The sequence below is a fragment of the Butyricimonas hominis genome (genome assembly GCF_014287455.1).
GTDB lineage: Bacteria > Bacteroidota > Bacteroidia > Bacteroidales > Marinifilaceae > Butyricimonas > Butyricimonas muris.
The window spans coordinates 503,058-522,377 of the sequence record NZ_JACOOH010000004.1; the positions used below are offsets into that span (position 1 = coordinate 503,058).

Below are 19,320 nucleotides of genomic sequence, written 5' to 3' on the forward strand. Positions count from 1 at the left end.
TTATTCTATGTGAGTTTGATGTGTAATATTTCAATAGGTGAGGAATATAAAGTATTAAGTTTTATATGCCAGCTCTGAGGAAAAGTCACCAAGTCAAATATTTAACCATTAGTTACTCCTAACATCATGGTTTTCTCGTCAACATTCACTATTTTTGCAAAAAGAGCAAATATGAAACAAGCTATTATCAATAAACTAAGAGAGTTCTTCACGCTACAACCAGTTGAGAAAGCATGGGTGTTTGGCTCTTGTTCACGTGGAGAAGAATCAAGGGAAAGCGATATTGATATACTTGTACGCTTTGACAAGAATGCTAACGTTACTCTTTTCAAGTATATCGGTATCGTGAACGCTTTACAATCTCTTCTGCACAAAAAAATAGATTTGGTGGAAGAGGGACAGTTGAAAGATTTCGCTAAAGAATCAGCAGAACAGGATAAAATATTGATCTATGAGAGAGAAGCCTAAAGATATTAACCGCTTATCCCATATAATAGAGGCAATTGATAACCTGTTCGAGTTTACTCAAGGTATCAGTTTTGACGAGTACAAGGGTAACAAAATATTACGTTTTGCCATTATCAAGAATTTAGAGATAATTGGAGAAGCGGCATATTTACTGACAAATGAATTTAAAGAAAAGCATCCAGAAGTTGAATGGAAAGTTATAATTGGAATGCGCCATGTTTTAGTACATGGTTATTATCAAATCAGTGATGAAATGGTGTGGGCTACAATTCAAACAGAACTATTGCCATTAAAAGAGAAGGTTGAGTTATACAAACGTGAACTAGAATAAAATATCATCATAGATAAAATATACTGGCAATGGATTCATTTCTGTTGCCTTTTTTATTTGGTGGAAAATTGTAGCAAATTTAGTTATATATACCCAATAGAAATATTATTCACCAACTTACATATTTCAATTAGAGATATGAATTAAGTTGGAATTTAATGTATAACCAATTAATAACAGAAAGAATGTGTATAAAAATCATATCCCAACCACCATAATTTAGTGGTAAGTTGCTTGTATATAAGCTATTTGTTGCTTATATTTGAGATTCAACAAGAGAGAGTTCATTAATAGTATTAATCAACATGGCAAGAGCATCTGTTTAAACTATGTTTAAACCAACACTTCGCTAACACCAAAAAGGAGTGAGTTCATTTTCTGTAAAACTTCGTAGCTCAGCTGGTTGCGTCAAAAGCGACAGCTTTTGAGGCTTTAAAGAGCAATTGACTCTTAATCAATGGGTCGTGGGTTCGAGTCCCACCGAGGTCACCGAAAATGAGCCACTTACGAAAGTAGGTGGTTTTCTTTTTATCCTCATATCTATTAAATACATTGACAATCAATAATATAAGATTAATTGCTAATCTAGTCTATTGATAAATTCTTAACATCTTTCTTCTAAGAATAGATAAAATATGAATATGCTAGGTACACAATCAGGTGTAATTATAGTGAACATAATAAATTACACCTAGAAGTGATATATCTTACTATATACCAGATAGTAACATCACATGAAAAATGATACAAAAATTGAAGATTTCATTCTATTTACTATCCTCAAAAATGAATATCAAAGGAGAAGCACCTATTTATTGTAGAATATCAATAGGTAATGAAAGGCAGCAATACTCTACTGGAATGTATTTAATCCATAACCAATGGAATAAAATCAAACAACAAGCTAAAGGTTCATCTCCAACAGCAGAAACCATCAACCTTCATCTCAATAGTATCAAAAGTAAGCTATTAGACATTGAAGCACTGTTTATGGTAGAGAAGAAAGAAAACTACACGCTGCATGATATTTATTCCAAATTCACTGGTGCAAATCAAGAGTCAGCAGTCACACTCATACAGGTGTTCAAAAAGAAGATTGATTCAATGGAGAAGCTGATAGGTAAAAGTTATAGCAAAGGTACTCTAACAAAATTCAAAGAGGTATTCGCACATACACTTGATTATCTGATAGAAATTCATAACATTAAAGATATTGCTTTTACACACCTGAATAATGACTTTATCCAAGGTTTTCAGGAATATCTACTTGTCAATAAGAATCATAAACCTGCAACAATCAATAAAATCATTCAAAGAGTTTGTCAAATAGTTTGGATAGGAGTTAATTATGATGGTGCAAAATACCCTTTCAGGAACTATAAACCTCTTAAAGAGGTCAAGCAATTGATATACCTAACAGAGGAAGAAATAAAACTTCTTGAAGACTTCCAATTTGCTCAAGAGAGATTAGAAAGGGTTAGGGATTATTACATGTTCTCCGTGTATACTGGACTGGCTTACAATGAAGCTTTCGAGCTAAAAGAGGAACATATCATAAAAGGGTTTGATAATCAACTATGGATAAAGATGATAAGACTGAAAACACAAAGGGAGATTAACATTCCCCTGTTACCACAAGCATTAAAAATCATCCAAAAGTATCATCAAGCGGGAGAGCAAGGGTACATATTACCAACTATCAGCAACCAAAAGATGAACAGCTACTTGAAGGAAATAGCCGAGATAGTGGGAATAAAGAAAAAACTCACGCATCACACGGCAAGAAAAACCTTTGCTTCAACTATCCTCCTCTATAACAATGTTCCTATCGAAATAGTGAGTAAATTGTTGGGACACGCTAATATTAGTATCACTCAAAAATCTTATGCCGAAGTAGTAAACAAAAATGTCAGCAACCACATGCTCCAGCTATCCAAGCAACTAGAGAGCAAACAAGAGCACAAGGAACCATTATAGGCTCCAGAAGTGAGATTAAAAAAGAATCCCTGTAGTTGATTGGGTTATAGGGATTCTTTCTCTTTTAATTCTTCAATTTTTGCGTATATTTGCGCACTTAGTATTATATATTTTATAATTAAATACAAGTGAGACATGACAAACATAGATACTAATGATACAGATTATCAATATAGTGATATTTTTGATCTTACTCCAGAAGACATAGAAGAGAGTTCAACTATTTATACATTAAGAGAAGAAGAAAACATCACAAGTAATAATGATATAATTCTCTCTAATGAAGAAGAAACATTATACTCTATAGAATCCAGTAATAACATCATTATTCAAGATACTATTGAAAAACAGGAAACTCCAGATAATATTCTAAAAGAACAAGAGGCTATAGTTATTGAATGTACCCCTACCACTTCTCACTTATCTGAAAGATTAAATGAAACTCCTTGTGGTATTATAGAGTGCCCTGTACCCAATATAGGAGCAACCTACCTAGAACTCCACACTCAAAGAAACTCCATCATACTATTCTCCACACCAGAAGAAGCCCTACAACATTCCCAAGTGACAACGAGTAGCCTTTGTATAGATAGTCTGCACGGAAATATAAAAGAAGAAATTATCTGTTATAAAGCCAATGTAGAATGGAAAAAATTCATTATTTCATCATTCACTTTAAAGACATTAGTATTTTTACTCAAGGATGAAATAATCAATTATTTTTTCATGATTAGAAACATGGAGGAACTTCAAGCAACTAGCAATCAATTGAATGCAGAAGTTCTGGATTATTATATCAAGTTTCCACCTACCAATAGATGTATTTACACGACAGATCATTTGGCATTCACCCATCCCCTCTTGAAGGAAGAAAAAAGGCATATCATTCACTGGCAACAACCTTTACACAAGAATGTAACCTTGTATCCTTGCGTGAATATCACGGGTAGAATTAAGACTATCATAGAGAAATTACCCGTTCAGGATAAGGTTATCCTGATATACCCCTCTGTAAGACAATCCAAATTATGTATATTGAATTTAGAAGAGAGATATCAAAAAGAATGTGGCATCATATGTTCTCCCAACAAGCAATTAGAAGCAGGCAAATACCACGTGGAACAAGAAGGGGAAACTCCAAGCTCTCCTAAAAGAATCATCTTTTGGTGCTTTAACAAACTCAAGAAAGAGATAACAGAAAAGGCTCACTTGATTATTGTTTCTGACACGAAACAATGGAATACCCTTTTTTCATTAAAGCAAATAATCAATCTAACCAAAGAAGAAACACTTAGTAATCATCTAGTTCACAACACTATGTACTATAAAGAAACTTGGCTTAATGAAATTGCATTGATGATTGAAAGAGGAAGTAAAATTGTTAAACTACTCAACGTGGCTGATGAATTAAGTGATGGTGATAAGAGCTTAACCAAACTATTTGCAATAGTACAAAACGTGATAAAGGAGAAGGTTACAGGAAGGTTACAAGGAAGGTTCTCTCCGGTGTCCCTTGTAAGAAAGAATATTGAAAACACGTGGGAAGTAGCTTATATGAATCTTGACTACTTGTTATTAAGAATTAACCTTTACAGAAACCACTACAAAGTACCCAAATTTCTTGAAACAGCATTAAAGAGCTATTATGACGTAACCTCTATTCCTGATGATCCAAACGAGAAACCAAAGAAACAACTAGAGATAGAGGAGGAAGAAAAGAAACAACAGAAAGAACTAACCCAGAAAGAACGAGTAAAAGTACTGGATGAGATTCTGGAACTACATAACAACCAACAAGTAGATGAAAAAGTTTTATCAAGGAAAAGTTACCACGGGAATAGTGCCCAAAGAAAAGTTTACAAGCAAGTTCTCTCCCTGTACAAGTATATCAACATGGAGGAAGCCATCCAGCTATTGAAAGAGCTAAAAAGTGGTAATAATATAGGCTTCAAGAATCTCAATAATTCAGTTGTATTCTGGGCTCTGGATGAAGAGCACCCATTGAAGTTATCTGTTCACGAAACTTTCAAAGTAGGCAATAAATACACAAACGAGGAAATTGAAGCTAAAATGCAGCCTATCATATACTACCACCTCCATAAGGACTTTAAAGAGAAAGGGAGAAAGCTTATCACTTTATTCAGGTGTTTTTTCAAAACCACCAGACCCAAGAAGGAATACATAATCCTAAAAGAGTCTAAATTCTCATCACACAAGAACAGGTTGAATAAATCCGAAAATGACTTACTTCAATATTTTATGTTTTAATGTATTGATTTTTAATACCATAAATTTGGACATCTCATCTTTTTTGCGTATATTTGTATATCAATTAAGGTGATGGGTAGTTTGATGGAACTTTTTTTTACCGAGATCACCTTTAATAAATTTGTTTTTTAGTGCAAAAAAGTTCCACTTAAAACATATTTTTTATGTAGAAAAAAATTATTTCTATTAAAAAAGGTATCAAGTACCTCAGTGAAATAGAAGGGTTTGAATTACCCAATGGTATCCTTAACAAAGAAGTAACTGGATGTGGTGCTACCACTATTGCATTAACAGACAAGCATCCCACTATTATTTGTAGCCCAAGGAATGAACTATTAAAAAACAAAAACTCCCAATATCCTAATGCTTTGCTTGTTATTGGAGGGGTGCACAAGAAAGAAATTGAAGATTATATCAAGCAGGCTACTATACCAAAGATTCTTGTTTCCTATGATTCTTTTTAGAAGATTGGGGAGTGCATTCCTAACAAGAAGCCATGGAGAGTGGTGGTGGATGAGTTTCATTACATTTTAGGAGATGCTTCTTTCAAGTCAGAAGTGAACCTCAGGCTATTAGATAGCCTAAAGGAATATCCACACATTACTTACCTGTCTGCAACACCAATACTAGACCAATTTATTGAACAACTAGATGTATTAAAGGGTGTTGTATACTATCAACTGAAATGGGAAGAAAAAGAAACTGTAGAAGTTATCAGGGAAAAATCCCCTACCCCTATGGCTGCTGGAGTTGGTATTGTTTCAATGTATAAAAGAGGTGATTATCCTGTCTTGCTTGTTGACGGGAAACAAGTATATTCAAAAGAATGCATCATCTTTTTAAACTCTGTTACTAACATTCTGAATATAATCAAACAATGCGAGTTATCACCAGAGGAGGTAAACATCATTGTCGGGGCTTCAGAAGATAATAACAAGTTAATAAAGGAACTAGGAGAGGGGTTTAACAAGGGTAGAATCCCCTTGAGAGGAGAAAAACACAAAATGTTCACCTTTTGTACTTCTACCTCTTATGCAGGATGTGATTTCTACTCTGAATGTGCTTCGACTTTTGTTATCAGTGATAACAGGAAATTGAATACAACCATTGATATAGGCACTGATCTTGTACAAATAGCGGGAAGACAAAGGTTGGAAAGTAATCCATTCAGAAAAAGATTGTATTTCATATACAACACTGGAATTGAAGATATTGATGATACAACGTTTGAATAGTACATGAGAAAAAAAACTGATCTAACAAAAGAGGAAATCGAAGAGTGCAACAAGGCTTCTCACCTGTTGAGACCTAAAAAGATTGATGATATTGTTAAATTACAAAAAATTGACAAGTACTCGAAGTCTTACACCATGTATGATTCCAATACAGATACATTTAGGTTCAATGATTTAGCCAAGTTAAATGAAGAGTATTGTTACAAGGTATAGAAACACGGATATGAAAATGGTATTATGGTAAAGAGACAACTGGAAGATAGTGGATTCAAGATTATAAGTAAACAAGAGTGGAAAGTATATGATACACAATTAAAACAAGCGATAGTTAAAGGTTCATTCAAGGAAAAAATGGAAGAATATTGTCTTCATAAAGAAAGTAATTCCATGCCTGATAAGCTGATAATTGCATCAATGAGATCAGCTGACCCTAGTTTAGAGGTGTATTACTCGACTTTAGGTGCTTCAAAAATTAAAGCTCTAAACTTCAAGGAAAGTAAACTCAAAATTGAATGTGAAAATATTCTCTTAAAGAATAAAGTATTTCCCATTCTCAAGGAAGAACTTGAAAGCAAAGATTTTATTCCAGCTAAAGAAGCAAAAGCTATCCTAGAAAAGATATACAAGCAAGTAGGAATCACAAGTACTGCCAAAGGTTCTGACCTCAAATACTGGTACAATATTAATGATACAAGTAGATATATTGACGGGATAAAAACTAAAGGATACGAGATTCTTAGTACCATGTATTGATAAGTACAAATAATCCCCTGTTTTCAACCAGAGAGAGGGGGATTATTATATATAGAACATGGTAATGTATAGCTGTTTTTACTGATTAAAAAGACCTGTCCAAAATTATTTTTTTTCTATTCTGGAGTCATGAATGCTATATACTCCAACCAATCCACCCTCCCCATCACTCAGGTGGGGATAGTCCCCCCTACAACAATAATAAATTCACAATCATGGAAAGAGATTTAAAGTTCGTGAAAACAATGAGTGTAGCAGAGTTTAAAGCACACCACAATGTAGAAAAGATTGAAGTGAAAAGGAATGAGCACACTGGCAAATGTTTCTTTGTCTATGGCTTTGAAACTGGTGCTTGTTCAAGGAAGGTAGAAACAGGAGAACTAACAGTACCAGTAATTTCTGAAGTATGCTCCGCTACAACTGGAGAGATGTTCTTCTTGTTGCACCAGAAAGGAGAAGGAGGGGCTACTACATTGGCTACCTTGTAATAGCTAATGAATACACTCCAGAAGGGCAGTTGGATGAATGTCTGGCTGCTCTTTTATTTTTCTAAATTGTTAATCATTAATAGTATTTGAATATGCTAAATTTAAGAGTATCATCAAAGAAGCAAGCCAAGATAAAGCTTGCCCTTCAAGGCTGTGCAGGCTCAGGAAAGACCTATTCTGCCTTGCTATTAGCCTATGGCTTATGCAATGACTGGACTAAAATTGCAGTTATTGATAGTGAAAATGGAAGTGCTGATTTATACGCTCACTTGGGAACTTATAATGTATTGAATCTAAGTGAAAACTTCACCCCAGAAACTTATATTGAGGCTATAAAAGCGTGTGAAGATGCAGGGATAGAAGTGATTATAATTGACTCAATCTCTCAATGCTGGGATTACTTGCTTGAATACCATGCCAACCTGCAAGGTAACTCATTCACTAACTGGCAGAAAGTAACTCCAAGAATCAATGCCTTCATGCAAAAGATTCTACAATCTCGAAGCCATGTTATTTGCACCATGAGGTGTAAACAAGATTATGTTTTGAATGAAAAGAATGGTAAAATGGTACCTGAAAAGGTAGGATTAAAAGCTGTCATGAGAGATGGGATAGATTACGAGTTTACCATAGTGTTTGATATCAACATGAAGCATCAAGTTATTGCATCAAAGGATAGAACAGCACTGTTTGTAAATAAACCAGAGTTTATCATTACCCCCACTACAGGACAGGCTATTTTAGACTGGTGCAATGAAGGGGTAAGCATGGAGATGGTTAAAAGCAAGATTAACCAAGCCAGAACCATTGAAGAACTGACCACTATTTACCATGCCTACCCTGAATGGAACATTCAATTATCAAGTGACTTCACCACGAGGAGAGTCAAACTACAAGAAGCCATGAAACAACCCGGTATCAATTACCAACCTAATTTTACAAGATATGGAAACAATGCTATTACAGCCCGTCAGAACTAATATTTATCCAAGCATCATCACTACCTACAATTCTGGAGCAAGCACTTCACCTGTTGCTCCTGAAACTGGAATAATGAAAGGGACTCCAGAAGATGCTATATTAATAGAGGGGCAACTACCTTTCATCGAGGCAAACACTAGAGAAGCCACCATGCAACACTTGAAAAATGATTGCGTGGTGCCCGTATTCAGCAAGGATAATGAAGTGACCATCTCTCACCCTTCTTTCATTGAAACTGTCTGGGAAGCTGCCAATCAAGCATTTCCAAGGGAAGAGATTGAAGAACCCTCCATCAGGGTTAGCCATGTTATTAAAGGTAGAACACCAGATGCCATTCACAAACCAGTGAAAGACTTGCTGGATGAAGACAAGACCATCTACTATGAAAGAATGATGTTTTGTATTCAAATCCCCTCCATTCACGAGGATATAGAAGGCAACAGGCTCAATCTCACTGTTGGAGGGGTTAGGGCTTACAATCATGAAAATCTTTACAGCAAGAAGGGCATCGAGAAGTTCAAGGTGTTTATTGGCTTCAAGAACATGGTTTGCTGCAACATGTGTGTTTCAACCGACGGGTACAAGTCAGAGTTGAAGGTGACGAGTGTTGCAGACCTGTTTAATGCCACAATAAGGGTAATTCACGAGTATAATGCAGCCCAACACCTTCACAACATGGCTACTTACAAGGATTGTTACATGACTGAAAGCCAGTTTGCACAGTTCTTGGGAAAGAGCAGGATGTATCAATTCCTACCCAGTGAACAGAAGAAGAGGCTACCTTCAATGCTTATGACTGATACCCAGATAGGACTTGTAGCCAAGGCATATTACAATGATGAAAACTTTGCCATTCAAGAAGGTAACAGGGAAATCAGCATGTGGAGAGTCTACAACCTTCTTACAGGGGCTAACAAGTCATCCTACATTGATAATTTCATTGATAGGGCTCTTAATGCCACCCAATTGACAGAAGGGCTAAACAAGGCTCTAAATGAAAGAAACGAGTATTCATGGTTTATCCAGTAACTCTCTTCACCATAACTCAACTTCTGGAACTACCAGTTACATTTTATCCATTATGATGGGAAATTTTATAGTGTCGAAAAAATTGATGTTACACCGTATAAGGTTAAACTGGAAAAATTCGACATTGCTCACTTGGGTATATAATAATACATTGTATCATTAAAGTGAGCCATGTATTCACTTCCATTGTCTAATAAAGGAGAAGTGAATACAACCTGTCACTGGAATTAAAAGACGTGATTACGCGTTGAAGGTGGTTTATAGAGCCTAGAAGGGGTGATGTATCCCTGTTTATTAACAATACCCTATTCTGGAGTAGCTTTTAGATAACAGGCTTAAAGTTGTACAAGATAAATATGGTCTAATGAATATGATTATCGAGGCTATTGTTCATGTTATTATCTGGATAATAATGATATGTGTTATTGCGAAGAATGAATGAGGGTATCCCTCGTGTGATTGTTTTTATTGTTGTTTCAAGCCCCTTTCTGGTAAAGATTGGGGCTTTTAAATTGAATTGATATGAGAATCAGGGACAAATGATAGAAATGTGGTACATTTGCCATCAAGAATGAAGGATTGAAGTACTTCTTTCCTCTTCTGGAGTGTATTGAACACAAACAAGGATACAAGCTCATGCCTGTGGTACTAGCATGGATTGAAAACCTTCTAAAATAGCTTTTAAATGATTGTTTATTGCAGAAAAGTCATAACTTTGCGGTAGTAACAGTTAAATGATTGCTAATGAAATAGAAGTTTAATCAAGACATACTAGAAAAAGAAGTGTTTGCTTCTTACTCGTGATAGTCCTAAAATTACCACCTTGAAGACTAATAATCACAACAGTAAGTAGTGGATACTCATACCATACGGTGTGGGCTTCCCTTATATTGTGTGATTATAGGTGTGTGGTAATACCTTGGACTTGCAATTGAGGCTTGGCTCACACCTTCTTTTTGTACTATGGCTACAAAAAGAAAAACTATGAATACAAAAGAATTAGATGCCGCTTTAATGCAGCAGTACAGCATTGAATCAATGTTAAAACCTTCATGTGATGCATTTAAATTGACAAGTAGTAAAAATCAAAGTATTGCTGCAATGCAAGTCCAAGCCCCTGATTATTGTTTTAAAAGTAAAGGTTTTTTATGTTCGCATTATGTAGACCCTAATGCTCCAGAGGGGAAATTTAGCTTATTCATGAAGCTACATATGACAACATACAAAGACAACCTATTCTGCCAGAATAATCAAGCAATGAAACATCTTTATAATAAAGATATTAATATCTTGTACCAACAAATAAGTATGCTTACAATGCATGCACAATTTAAAGATGTAGAAGATATATTGAACGTTGATAATGAAGTTGAAAGGCGTTCTTTAGACCCAGAATCTGTTTCAATAGGAATAGGGTTATATGTTTATTATACAATACTAATTAACAACTCTCTTGATGCATTATCATTCAACGAACTATTTGTTAAAAGCTGGTATTGTTATTATGACAATTGGATGACACGACGACTTATGTTCAAAATGAATGGTAATAATTGGAAACTCCAATTCAAAGGAGTTCTATTAGACTAATTATCACTTCATAAACTCTATAATGAAAATAATATGGATAAATCATTCCCAATCACTTTAGGACTACAAAAAGCAGGATTACCCTTAATACTAACATCAGGTAAACTAAAGAATCTATGTTTCTTGATAGATACGGGTTCAACACATAATATCTTATTTGATTTTGTATATAACCACTTTAGGGATGAGTTTAAATTACTAGATGACACCCAATCACTTATGGGAATAGAGGGACAATACCGAGAGACTCCTACTATTGAAGCCACATTCAATTTTGAAGGGAAAGATTATACTTCCACTTTTTCTGTATTGGATGCTTCTGAAGCTATTAAACAAGTGCAGGAAGAAACTGGAATACAAATTCATGGGGTACTTGGTATAAAGTTTTTACTAGAAAACAAGTGGATAATTGATTTTAATAAACTTAACATATCAAATTATAATGAATAAATATCACATTTTGCTTCCTATATTCTTCTTTATTATAGGATGCAATACTCAGCAAACACAAAAAGCAAATAAAGTAAATCCTATAAGCCTAATGGATAGTGTTTACTCATGTAATAACTTCCTCAAAACGAATATACCATATACAGCTAGTGGTTATGGAGCTGTATTAATTAAAACAACAGAAAATGCTTCATTTAAAGATAATTATTCATCAAGATTAAAAGTACTTTTCGAAAATAAGGATTTAGTTACTATTGAAGTAGGTATTGATAATCCTATTACATGTGCAATTAAATCTGTTGAATATTATGGTCTTGCTACAGGATATATGCAAAATACTCCTTTAGGTTCAATGTATGAATTAACAAAACTAGCTATAGTTAAGACAGATACAGGAGAAATAAGAATTGCAGAATCTCAAGGGTATTTTAGGACAATTTATCATTTCTATATAAAAATAGGGAATGAAGAAATTGAAGCAGGAAATCCTCTTCTTTGTTGTTTTCTTCCTTCTGAAAGAGCATTATGGTAAACTGTTTGATTCAATAATATACACCCTCTTAATGACAATATTAAAATTGATGGAAAAATTTAAAGCTCAACCTATGATATTAATTCAAGTCAAGGGTATAGGATTCACTTTCTTGGTGGATACTAGTTGCAAGTACAACCTACTTGCTCCTTGCTTGGTTGACTTCTTTCACGAGGAATATCCAGCTTCACAGGAAAGGATTAAATCTCATGAGTGGTTGAATTTAAATTTTCCCTCTCCAGAAGCCCCCATAAAAACCCCTTTATACTTGTTTAGAGAGGTATTCCAGAAGAGAGAAGGTATCAAGAAGGTTAGATGTAAAAATGGGGTTATAATGGGATGTGAATCTACTATACTCAAATTTGAATATAATGGAAAGACTTATTCTGAACTATTTTACATTGACCAAAGCCTATGTCCCTATTGCACATCCAAAGAGAAGATGTTCTCTGGGGTACTAGGAACAAACTTTCTCAAAAAGCACAAATGGATTATTGACTTTAATAAACTAGAAATTAATGATTGAATTATGAACACAGTAACATGAAACTTATTCAGCCTCTACATTTCCATTATGGTGGGAAGAATAAAGATAATATGATTTGTAAGAAAAATATTGTTTAATCTATATCTGGTATCCTTACAGGTGCATATCACATTCAGCAAGCATCTAACATGTTGTATTTTAATGTTATACAGAGTGGGTTCGAGTCCCACCGAGGTCACCGAAAATGAGCCACTTACGAAAGTAGGTGGTTTTTTTATAGGAAGTAAATACCCACCTAACTATAGAAAAGTCAAGTGGGTACCTTGTAGATTATTAACTACTTAATTTTTCTTCACGAAGATAGGATTCGAGTAAAACCATAAATCCTCGAAAGAGACTTTTGCCGCGGCTTCATTATTTGCCGTGGGAGTATCGACTAACGGATTTCCGTTAGCATCGGTTTCACCTGCTTTATTCAAGCCATGATTTGTTCCGCGTAACCTAAAATACGTATCCTTGGTAAGTTCCACCTCGTACTCGATCACTTTAACTCCCCCTTCTCGGGTTGTCCATTTCTGGCTCACGATACCATTCGCGTCAGTTACACCACCGACTGCATCGAAACGAGCGATAACTTTCGTTTTATCGTAATTGTCGATACTGTATTCCGCAGAACCTTTAGTTATTTTAGAACGCATTTCGCCGGCGATTAAATCGATATGATCAAGTTTTGGATTTGTCAGCGACGTGTACATGTTATTATTGTTTGTTTCAGGGTCCCGAACAACAATACTAATCTTGATTTTTTCTGTTTTTGCAGTATACGTTTGTCCCATGGTTGCCGAGCCGATAGAAAATTCAAGTTTATCAATCAGATCACCATGAACCGTAAATATATTACCGGAGCGAAGACCGTCAACAATACCTTGTGCCGTTTTTTCTTTGACAGACACATATGTTTTCTGGTATTCACCGGGATAAAAATCATCCGCCCCCTTACTGACATGCTTATGAAAATCGGAATTGGCAACTAACCAAAAATTCCGCCCTTCGGACAACATCGCATCCCAGAGTCCTCCGACTTGTGCTGCCATGATACCGGTACCGCCGTAAGTATAACTCTTTTTGAATGAAGATGAATTACCTATTCCTCCACGGTTCGCGGATGCTTGATGCCCCGGAGTACTTTCAAAAGCAACAAATACATCCGGTGCGACATCATTCAAATCCCGGAAATCGGATATAGACCATTTGTTCTGGCGTTCCGGGTGTGCAGGTACTATCCAACTTGTTTTCCGGTGATTAGCCTGCAACCAAGCCGCGGCTTCCATTGTTTTTTCGTGACCTGCTTTCGAGGACTTAACCCAACCGTATTCATTGCCGCCAGTCTGATCCTTGTCATTGTTATCAAACATATATTCAAACTGTGCCATCGCATCAGCATTTCTCGAAGCATCGGGACCATCAAATTGTCCCGTGATAATGCACGTACTCGCATGTTCGTGTCCCGCGGGGTTCCATTCCAAACCTTGCATGATAATCATATCTTTGTTTGCATCCCCGAAAGCCTTTGTCTGTAACCAACTATAATCTTTTATCGATTGCCAACGCCACATGTTTCTGCCGTTTGCATCCCCTTTAAATACGGTTGTTTCACTCCATCTCGGACATTCTCCCTCGAAATCCCCCTCACTGGCATCACCCCCGAAAGCACCCCCGTGTTCACTATTCACGGAGAAATCAAGGTCATATTTTTTAGCTTGAGAATAGACAAATTTAATTGGATTCGTACCATCCGAGTAAGCCGTGTGTTGGTGAAAATCTCCTGTCAGATACGTTCCGAATACCGGTTTTTCTTCTTCATTGCCTCCACCTCCGATTTCCGGATCGGAGTTTTCATTACAAGCCGAGAATAAAGCTACAACGAGCGCAAGTGATAATAATAAATTGTTTTTCATGTTTTCAAAGTTTCATTGATTAAATTTTGCGTCACAAATGTATGTACCCGATGTTACCAATAGATTTCAGAATAATGAAGAAATAGTAACGCCCTCTCGTAACAGGTTTTCCCGGGTGCAGGGGAATAACTTTCTTGTTTCTTTCACGTAAAAATCTCAAAATACACTATATTATGAGACACATCACTACATTATTCATGATGCTGGCCCTCGTGCTAGGCACCTTCGCGTCGCTAACCGCACAAAACATGACGGCTAAAGAGCAACGCAAACTAACCAGACAAGAACGTAAAATCGCTCAACAAAAAGAAAATGAACGATTGTACAAGGAAGCGATCCGGGCTCTGGAAAACAATAATTTTGTACTGGAAGCCCACCATTTGATCTTCAAAAGAGGTAGATCAACAAGCGTAAGTGCCACGAGAAATTTCATTTCTATGGCAAATAAAAAAGCTACCGTGCAAGTAAGTTTCGATACCCCCCGTCCGCTTCAAAACGGATTAGGCGGTTTCACGGTCGAAGGGAATGTATCGGACGTCAAAATGAAAACGGAAAAAAACGGAAGCGTTATTTATAGTTTTTATGTCCAAGGAGTGAGTATTTCCGCGTACGTGACTATTTCTCTCTCCCCCGGCTCTAATAACGTTTCGGCAAGGATTTCGCCCTCCTTCAATTCAAATACCCTTACAATGATGGGCAAACTTTTGCCACAGGAAAAAGCAAGTATTTTTGAAGGGATTAAACGTTAGCACACACGTTCAGATACAACCACGCCCCTTCATCCCCCGTACAAAGGAGAGATGAAGGGGTATATTATTAAAAATCTTACGACTTTACATCCTTCGTGTCATCTTTTAACAAAAATGTACTATCTTTACATTTGTAACCTACAAACCACACGAAAGATGAAAAGACTATTCTTCACTATTCTTTGTTGTTTCATTTGTCTTACAGCCTATATGCAGGACAAGCCGGAATGGCAGGACGAAACGATCCCTTTTGTCGGGAAAGAATACCCGAGAACCCCGTTTATGACTTACGGGGATATTGACAAAGCCCGAGATAACGATTTCAAGGCTTCCGCAGACTACAAGTTTTTGAACGGTAAATGGAAATTCCTCTGGGTTTCTACCTACAAGAAACGCCCGATAAACTTTTACAAAACGGATTTTAATGATTCCGGTTGGGAAGAAATCGAGGTTCCGGCAAACTGGGAAGTCAACGGGTACGGGGTCGCCTTGTATACGAATCACCCGTACGAGTTTTGCCCCCGCAACCCGCAACCGCCACTTCTGCCGGAAGAAAATCCGGTAGGATCATATCGCAAATACTTCGAATTGCCGGAACAATGGGACGGGAAAGAAATATTCCTGCACATCGGGGCGGTAAAATCCGGTTGTTACCTTTACGTGAACGGGACAAAAGTGGGATATAGCGAAGATTCCAAAGATCCCGTGGAATACAACATCACCCGTTACTTGAAACCGGGGCAGAATCTGATCGCTCTTGAAGTCTATCGCTGGTCAACGGGCAGTTATCTTGAATGTCAGGATTTCTGGCGTATCAGCGGGATTGAAAGAGATGTCTATCTCTTCGCGCAATCTCCCGTTCATCCTTGGGATTTCTCCATCCGACAGGACTTGGACAGCAGTTATACCAATGGACTTTTCGGGCTTGACCTAACCTTGGTAAACAAAAATCCGAAACAACCGGGACAAATCACCGTGCGTTATCAATTGGAAAGTCCGTCGGGTACACGAGTAGCGGAAGGGCAGAAAATAGTCAACGTCGATTCTATCGCCCATGTTCATTTCGACACCACGATTCCACAAGTAGAGGCATGGACAGCGGAAACACCCCATCTCTACCAACTTTTTATTCAAATCGAACAATCGGGCAAACAAACCGAAATTATTCCTTTTCGGGTCGGATTCCGCAAATTTGAAATCCGGGGCAACCAATTCCTTGTGAACGGGCGTCCCGTACTCATCAAAGGTGTCAATTACCACGAGCATAACGAACACACGGGGCATGTACTCGGCGAAGCCGATATGCGAAAAGATTTCAAAACGATGAAACGCCATAATATCAATGCTATCCGTTGTTGTCATTACCCTCAACAACGTCGTTTCTATGAACTCTGTAACGAGTACGGTTTCTACGTGTGCAACGAGGCGAATATCGAATCCCACGGCATGGGATATGATCTTCGCAAAGGTCGCACGCTCGGTAATAACCCACGCTGGCTGAATGCCCACATGGATCGCACCGTGAACATGTACGAAACAAGCAAAAACTATCCCTGTATCACGTTCTGGTCTCTCGGTAACGAAGCCGGGAACGGGTACAATTTCTACGTGACTTACAATTGGTTGAAAGCACAGGATACTTCTCGCCCGATACAATACGAACGGGCCGGACTCGAGTGGAACACGGATATTTATTGTCCCCAGTACCCGGGTGCCGACGCTCTCGAACGGTGGGGTAATTCACAAACAGACCGACCGTATATCATGTCCGAATACGCTCACGCCATGGGCAATAGTACCGGAAACTTCATGGATTTATGGAACGTGATCTATCGTTATCCCAATCTCCAAGGCGGATTTATCTGGGACTGGATAGACCAAGGCATACTCGTGAAAGATGAGAACGGTACACCATTCTGGGCTTACGGGGGAGATTTCGGGAGGGACGCCCCATCCGACGGCAACTTTCTGTGTAACGGTCTTGTCGGTCCCGACCGGGAACCGCACCCCGGACTCACGGAAGTAAAAAAAGCCTATCAGTACGTTTGGTTTCAGCCGGTCGATATCAGCAAAGGCGTCGTGAAAATAGAAAACCGTTATGACTTTACCAACCTCAACCAGTTCACTATTGAATACACGTTGATCGGCGACACGGAAATTCTACATTCGGGAACTCTTCCCTCGCAAAATATCGCTCCGGGTAAAGACCGTCAAGTAACCATCCCGCTTAGGAATCTAAAGATAAAACCCGGCGTGGAATATTTCTTGAATCTACACGTGAAAACCAAAAAGCCCGCCTTATTCGCTCCCGCAGGCTACATCGTGGCTTCCGAACAATTCCAAATCCCGGTAACGACACCTAAACCCGTTTATCAAGCCGCCCCGGAACAAGTGCTTTCCATGGAAGAGAACGGACCGGAAATTCGTATTTCCAACCCGGACATGGAATTTGTCTTCCACAAGCAAAAAGGGTACGTTACTTCCTACCGGGTGAAAGGCGTACAGTATATAGCGGATGATTTCGGCTTCCAACCCAACTTCTGGCGAGGCCCCACCGATAATGACTACGGCAACGGTATGCCCCATCGCCTGCAAGCGTGGAAACAAGCCGGCAAGAATTTTAAAATCGCCGGAATCCGGACTTCTGCCTCGACAATAAGTACGAATCTGACAATCACGTATCGGTTGCAGGAAAGTAACACCCGTTACCACGTGTCCTACACGATCTATCCCTCCGGTTACCTGAACGTGGCCTGTCATCTGGAAGCTAATCCCAATGCCCCGGAAATACCCAGAATAGGTACACGCTTCCGTGTCCCGTCAGACCTCAACCAAATGGAATATTTCGGACGAGGTCCCGAGGAGAACTATCGCGACCGCAACCATGGGACACTCGTCGGACATTACAAGAGCACCGCCGAGCAACAGTACGTGCCTTACGTTCGTCCGCAGGAGAACGGGCACAAGACAGATGCCCGTTGGTTAGCCCTAACAGACAAAACAGGTAAAGGACTCCTCTTTGTAGCCGATTCGAATCTAATGGAATTCAACGTATCCCGCAATCGGATAGAGGACTTCGATAGTGAAGAATCCACCAGCCCTTACCAATGGCAAAACTTCACGAAAGACGAATCCCATGATCCGCTAATGGCACAAAACCACAAGCGCAAGCAAACCCACGTCAACGAGATCCTCCCCCGTAACTTCGTGGAAGTATGTCTTGACCATCGGATGATGGGTGTCGCGGGCGACGATAGTTGGGGTTCCCGACCCTACCTGCGGTACACGCTCTCTGCGAACCGTGATTACTATTGGAGTGTTATGATCATCCCGATCAACAATAACTCTGAAATTAACAACCACACGGGGTATCGGTATTTGCCATAGAAACCTCTTCCAACTTAACCAATTCCCAAGCCCGGTAAACGACAGCGATATAACGTATTTCCGTGAGTCCGGCTTGGGCTTTTATTTTTTTGTCATCGGCATATCGGCGCAATTGCTCTTTTGCCTCTTCCAGTTTATTGGCAACTTCTTGGTCTGTGGCTCCATGCTTTAGATACTTGAACTCCACCACGTAACTGTACTTCATTCCGAGATGATTCACCAAATTCGGTGCCATCCACAGGTCGCAATATCCCTTTCCCAATTCTTGCTCCGGCCAAATAGTAAGATCCAAATGCCCCCAGAAAGATTGTTCCAAACGATCGATATCCGGGCTCACTCCGGCAAAATTAAAACTCAATATCAAATATTTATTCCGTTCCGATGTCGGATGTTGCCCGATGTAATATTTCCCGAACAACTCCTCGAAACGATCCTCGAACGCCACGTCATAATAACTTTCCAGTATCGACAACCACAACGACTTCCCGAAACGACGAGGACGTATCATAAATAAAAAATCGAGGAGAATTCTCCACCTCCTCGATAAAACGAGTTTTGTCCACGTAATAATAATCATCAGTTTGCAATAAACGGAAATCACTTAAACCATAAGGAAGTTTCTTCGTTGCCATAACCT

Annotated in this window: 18 protein-coding genes and 1 tRNA gene; 16 read left to right on the top strand and 3 right to left on the bottom strand. The window is 38.2% G+C overall.

What is annotated here, in order from left to right; all coding sequences use genetic code 11:
• Positions 1-171 precede the first annotated feature (171 nt).
• From H8S64_RS11190 to H8S64_RS11255, 14 genes are all read left to right on the top strand, one after another.
• Entirely contained in the window at positions 172-468 is a 297-nt protein-coding gene (locus H8S64_RS11190; RefSeq protein ID WP_186976131.1) for a nucleotidyltransferase family protein, read from the top strand.
• A complete protein-coding gene (locus tag H8S64_RS11195) occupies positions 452-799 on the top strand; it encodes a HepT-like ribonuclease domain-containing protein (protein WP_186976132.1) in 348 nt (115 codons plus the stop codon). The genes H8S64_RS11190 and H8S64_RS11195 overlap by 17 nt, the downstream gene beginning before the upstream one ends.
• A 384-nt stretch (positions 800-1,183) precedes the next feature.
• Positions 1,184-1,285, top strand: a tRNA-Lys gene (locus tag H8S64_RS11200).
• Between the two features lie 255 nt (positions 1,286-1,540).
• Positions 1,541-2,776: a site-specific integrase gene (locus H8S64_RS11205; RefSeq protein ID WP_099291456.1), complete on the top strand. Its 1,236-nt coding sequence runs from the start codon at positions 1,541-1,543 to the stop codon at positions 2,774-2,776.
• Positions 2,777-2,911: 135 nt separating this feature from the next.
• Positions 2,912-5,044, top strand: a complete 2,133-nt coding sequence (locus H8S64_RS11210) for a hypothetical protein (protein ID WP_186976133.1) — start codon at positions 2,912-2,914, stop codon at positions 5,042-5,044.
• Between the two features lie 503 nt (positions 5,045-5,547).
• Positions 5,548-6,279, top strand: a complete 732-nt coding sequence (locus H8S64_RS11215) for a hypothetical protein (protein WP_099291454.1) — start codon at positions 5,548-5,550, stop codon at positions 6,277-6,279.
• Positions 6,280-6,516: 237 nt separating this feature from the next.
• The gene (locus tag H8S64_RS11220; protein ID WP_099291452.1) at positions 6,517-7,032 is read left to right on the top strand and encodes a hypothetical protein; all 516 of its coding nucleotides are present in this window, start codon (positions 6,517-6,519) and stop codon (positions 7,030-7,032) included.
• Positions 7,033-7,247: 215 nt separating this feature from the next.
• On the top strand, positions 7,248-7,520 hold the full coding sequence (locus H8S64_RS11225) for a hypothetical protein (protein WP_186976134.1): 273 nt from the start codon (positions 7,248-7,250) through the stop codon (positions 7,518-7,520).
• Positions 7,521-7,612: 92 nt separating this feature from the next.
• The gene (locus tag H8S64_RS11230; protein ID WP_186976135.1) at positions 7,613-8,500 is read left to right on the top strand and encodes an AAA family ATPase; all 888 of its coding nucleotides are present in this window, start codon (positions 7,613-7,615) and stop codon (positions 8,498-8,500) included.
• Between the two features lie 73 nt (positions 8,501-8,573).
• The gene (locus tag H8S64_RS11235) at positions 8,574-9,530 is read left to right on the top strand and encodes a DUF3871 family protein (protein ID WP_370645591.1); all 957 of its coding nucleotides are present in this window, start codon (positions 8,574-8,576) and stop codon (positions 9,528-9,530) included.
• A 984-nt stretch (positions 9,531-10,514) separates the two neighbouring features.
• Positions 10,515-11,120 (top strand): hypothetical protein, encoded by a 606-nt coding sequence (locus H8S64_RS11240; RefSeq protein WP_186976137.1) that lies wholly within the window; start codon positions 10,515-10,517, stop codon positions 11,118-11,120.
• A gap of 33 nt (positions 11,121-11,153) precedes the next feature.
• Positions 11,154-11,570, top strand: coding sequence for a pepsin/retropepsin-like aspartic protease family protein (locus tag H8S64_RS11245; protein ID WP_186976138.1), 417 nt, complete (start codon positions 11,154-11,156; stop codon positions 11,568-11,570).
• Positions 11,563-12,102, top strand: coding sequence for a hypothetical protein (locus H8S64_RS11250; RefSeq protein ID WP_186976139.1), 540 nt, complete (start codon positions 11,563-11,565; stop codon positions 12,100-12,102). The genes H8S64_RS11245 and H8S64_RS11250 overlap by 8 nt, the downstream gene beginning before the upstream one ends.
• Positions 12,035-12,628, top strand: coding sequence for a hypothetical protein (locus H8S64_RS11255; protein WP_186976140.1), 594 nt, complete (start codon positions 12,035-12,037; stop codon positions 12,626-12,628). The genes H8S64_RS11250 and H8S64_RS11255 overlap by 68 nt, the downstream gene beginning before the upstream one ends.
• A gap of 302 nt (positions 12,629-12,930) precedes the next feature.
• On the opposite strand, the gene H8S64_RS11260 is transcribed toward H8S64_RS11255, so the two are convergent.
• A complete protein-coding gene (locus H8S64_RS11260) occupies positions 12,931-14,547 on the bottom strand; it encodes a CehA/McbA family metallohydrolase domain-containing protein (protein WP_099291445.1) in 1,617 nt (538 codons plus the stop codon).
• Positions 14,548-14,720: 173 nt separating this feature from the next.
• Between H8S64_RS11260 and H8S64_RS11265 the strand changes: the two genes are divergently transcribed.
• A complete protein-coding gene (locus H8S64_RS11265) occupies positions 14,721-15,296 on the top strand; it encodes a DUF4251 domain-containing protein (protein ID WP_186976141.1) in 576 nt (191 codons plus the stop codon).
• Between the two features lie 156 nt (positions 15,297-15,452).
• The gene (locus H8S64_RS11270; protein WP_186976142.1) at positions 15,453-18,683 is read left to right on the top strand and encodes a glycoside hydrolase family 2 TIM barrel-domain containing protein; all 3,231 of its coding nucleotides are present in this window, start codon (positions 15,453-15,455) and stop codon (positions 18,681-18,683) included.
• On the opposite strand, the gene H8S64_RS22555 is transcribed toward H8S64_RS11270, so the two are convergent.
• Positions 18,649-19,191, bottom strand: a complete 543-nt coding sequence (locus H8S64_RS22555) for an AAA family ATPase (protein WP_255469510.1) — start codon at positions 19,189-19,191, stop codon at positions 18,649-18,651. The genes H8S64_RS11270 and H8S64_RS22555 overlap by 35 nt on opposite strands.
• Positions 19,130-19,315 carry an AAA family ATPase gene (locus tag H8S64_RS22560; protein WP_255469511.1) on the bottom strand — a complete coding sequence of 62 codons (186 nt, stop codon included), beginning with the start codon at positions 19,313-19,315 and terminating at the stop codon, positions 19,130-19,132. The genes H8S64_RS22555 and H8S64_RS22560 overlap by 62 nt, the downstream gene beginning before the upstream one ends.
• Positions 19,316-19,320 lie beyond the last annotated feature (5 nt).

Bases quoted from the DNA above. Each gene is read 5' to 3' on its own strand.
- H8S64_RS11190 (WP_186976131.1), top strand. From the start codon at position 172: ATGAAACAAGCTATTATCAATAAACTAAGAGAGTTCTTCACGCTACAA.
- H8S64_RS11195 (WP_186976132.1), top strand. From the start codon at position 452: ATGAGAGAGAAGCCTAAAGATATTAACCGCTTATCCCATATAATAGAG.
- H8S64_RS11205 (WP_099291456.1), top strand. From the start codon at position 1,541: ATGATACAAAAATTGAAGATTTCATTCTATTTACTATCCTCAAAAATG.
- H8S64_RS11210 (WP_186976133.1), top strand. From the start codon at position 2,912: ATGACAAACATAGATACTAATGATACAGATTATCAATATAGTGATATT.
- H8S64_RS11220 (WP_099291452.1), top strand. From the start codon at position 6,517: ATGGTAAAGAGACAACTGGAAGATAGTGGATTCAAGATTATAAGTAAA.
- H8S64_RS11225 (WP_186976134.1), top strand. From the start codon at position 7,248: ATGGAAAGAGATTTAAAGTTCGTGAAAACAATGAGTGTAGCAGAGTTT.
- H8S64_RS11230 (WP_186976135.1), top strand. From the start codon at position 7,613: ATGCTAAATTTAAGAGTATCATCAAAGAAGCAAGCCAAGATAAAGCTT.
- H8S64_RS11235 (WP_370645591.1), top strand. From the start codon at position 8,574: ATGAAAGGGACTCCAGAAGATGCTATATTAATAGAGGGGCAACTACCT.
- H8S64_RS11240 (WP_186976137.1), top strand. From the start codon at position 10,515: ATGAATACAAAAGAATTAGATGCCGCTTTAATGCAGCAGTACAGCATT.
- H8S64_RS11245 (WP_186976138.1), top strand. From the start codon at position 11,154: ATGGATAAATCATTCCCAATCACTTTAGGACTACAAAAAGCAGGATTA.
- H8S64_RS11250 (WP_186976139.1), top strand. From the start codon at position 11,563: ATGAATAAATATCACATTTTGCTTCCTATATTCTTCTTTATTATAGGA.
- H8S64_RS11255 (WP_186976140.1), top strand. From the start codon at position 12,035: ATGAAGAAATTGAAGCAGGAAATCCTCTTCTTTGTTGTTTTCTTCCTT.
- H8S64_RS11260 (WP_099291445.1), bottom strand. From the start codon at position 14,547: ATGAAAAACAATTTATTATTATCACTTGCGCTCGTTGTAGCTTTATTC.
- H8S64_RS11265 (WP_186976141.1), top strand. From the start codon at position 14,721: ATGAGACACATCACTACATTATTCATGATGCTGGCCCTCGTGCTAGGC.
- H8S64_RS11270 (WP_186976142.1), top strand. From the start codon at position 15,453: ATGAAAAGACTATTCTTCACTATTCTTTGTTGTTTCATTTGTCTTACA.
- H8S64_RS22555 (WP_255469510.1), bottom strand. From the start codon at position 19,191: ATGATACGTCCTCGTCGTTTCGGGAAGTCGTTGTGGTTGTCGATACTG.
- H8S64_RS22560 (WP_255469511.1), bottom strand. From the start codon at position 19,315: ATGGCAACGAAGAAACTTCCTTATGGTTTAAGTGATTTCCGTTTATTG.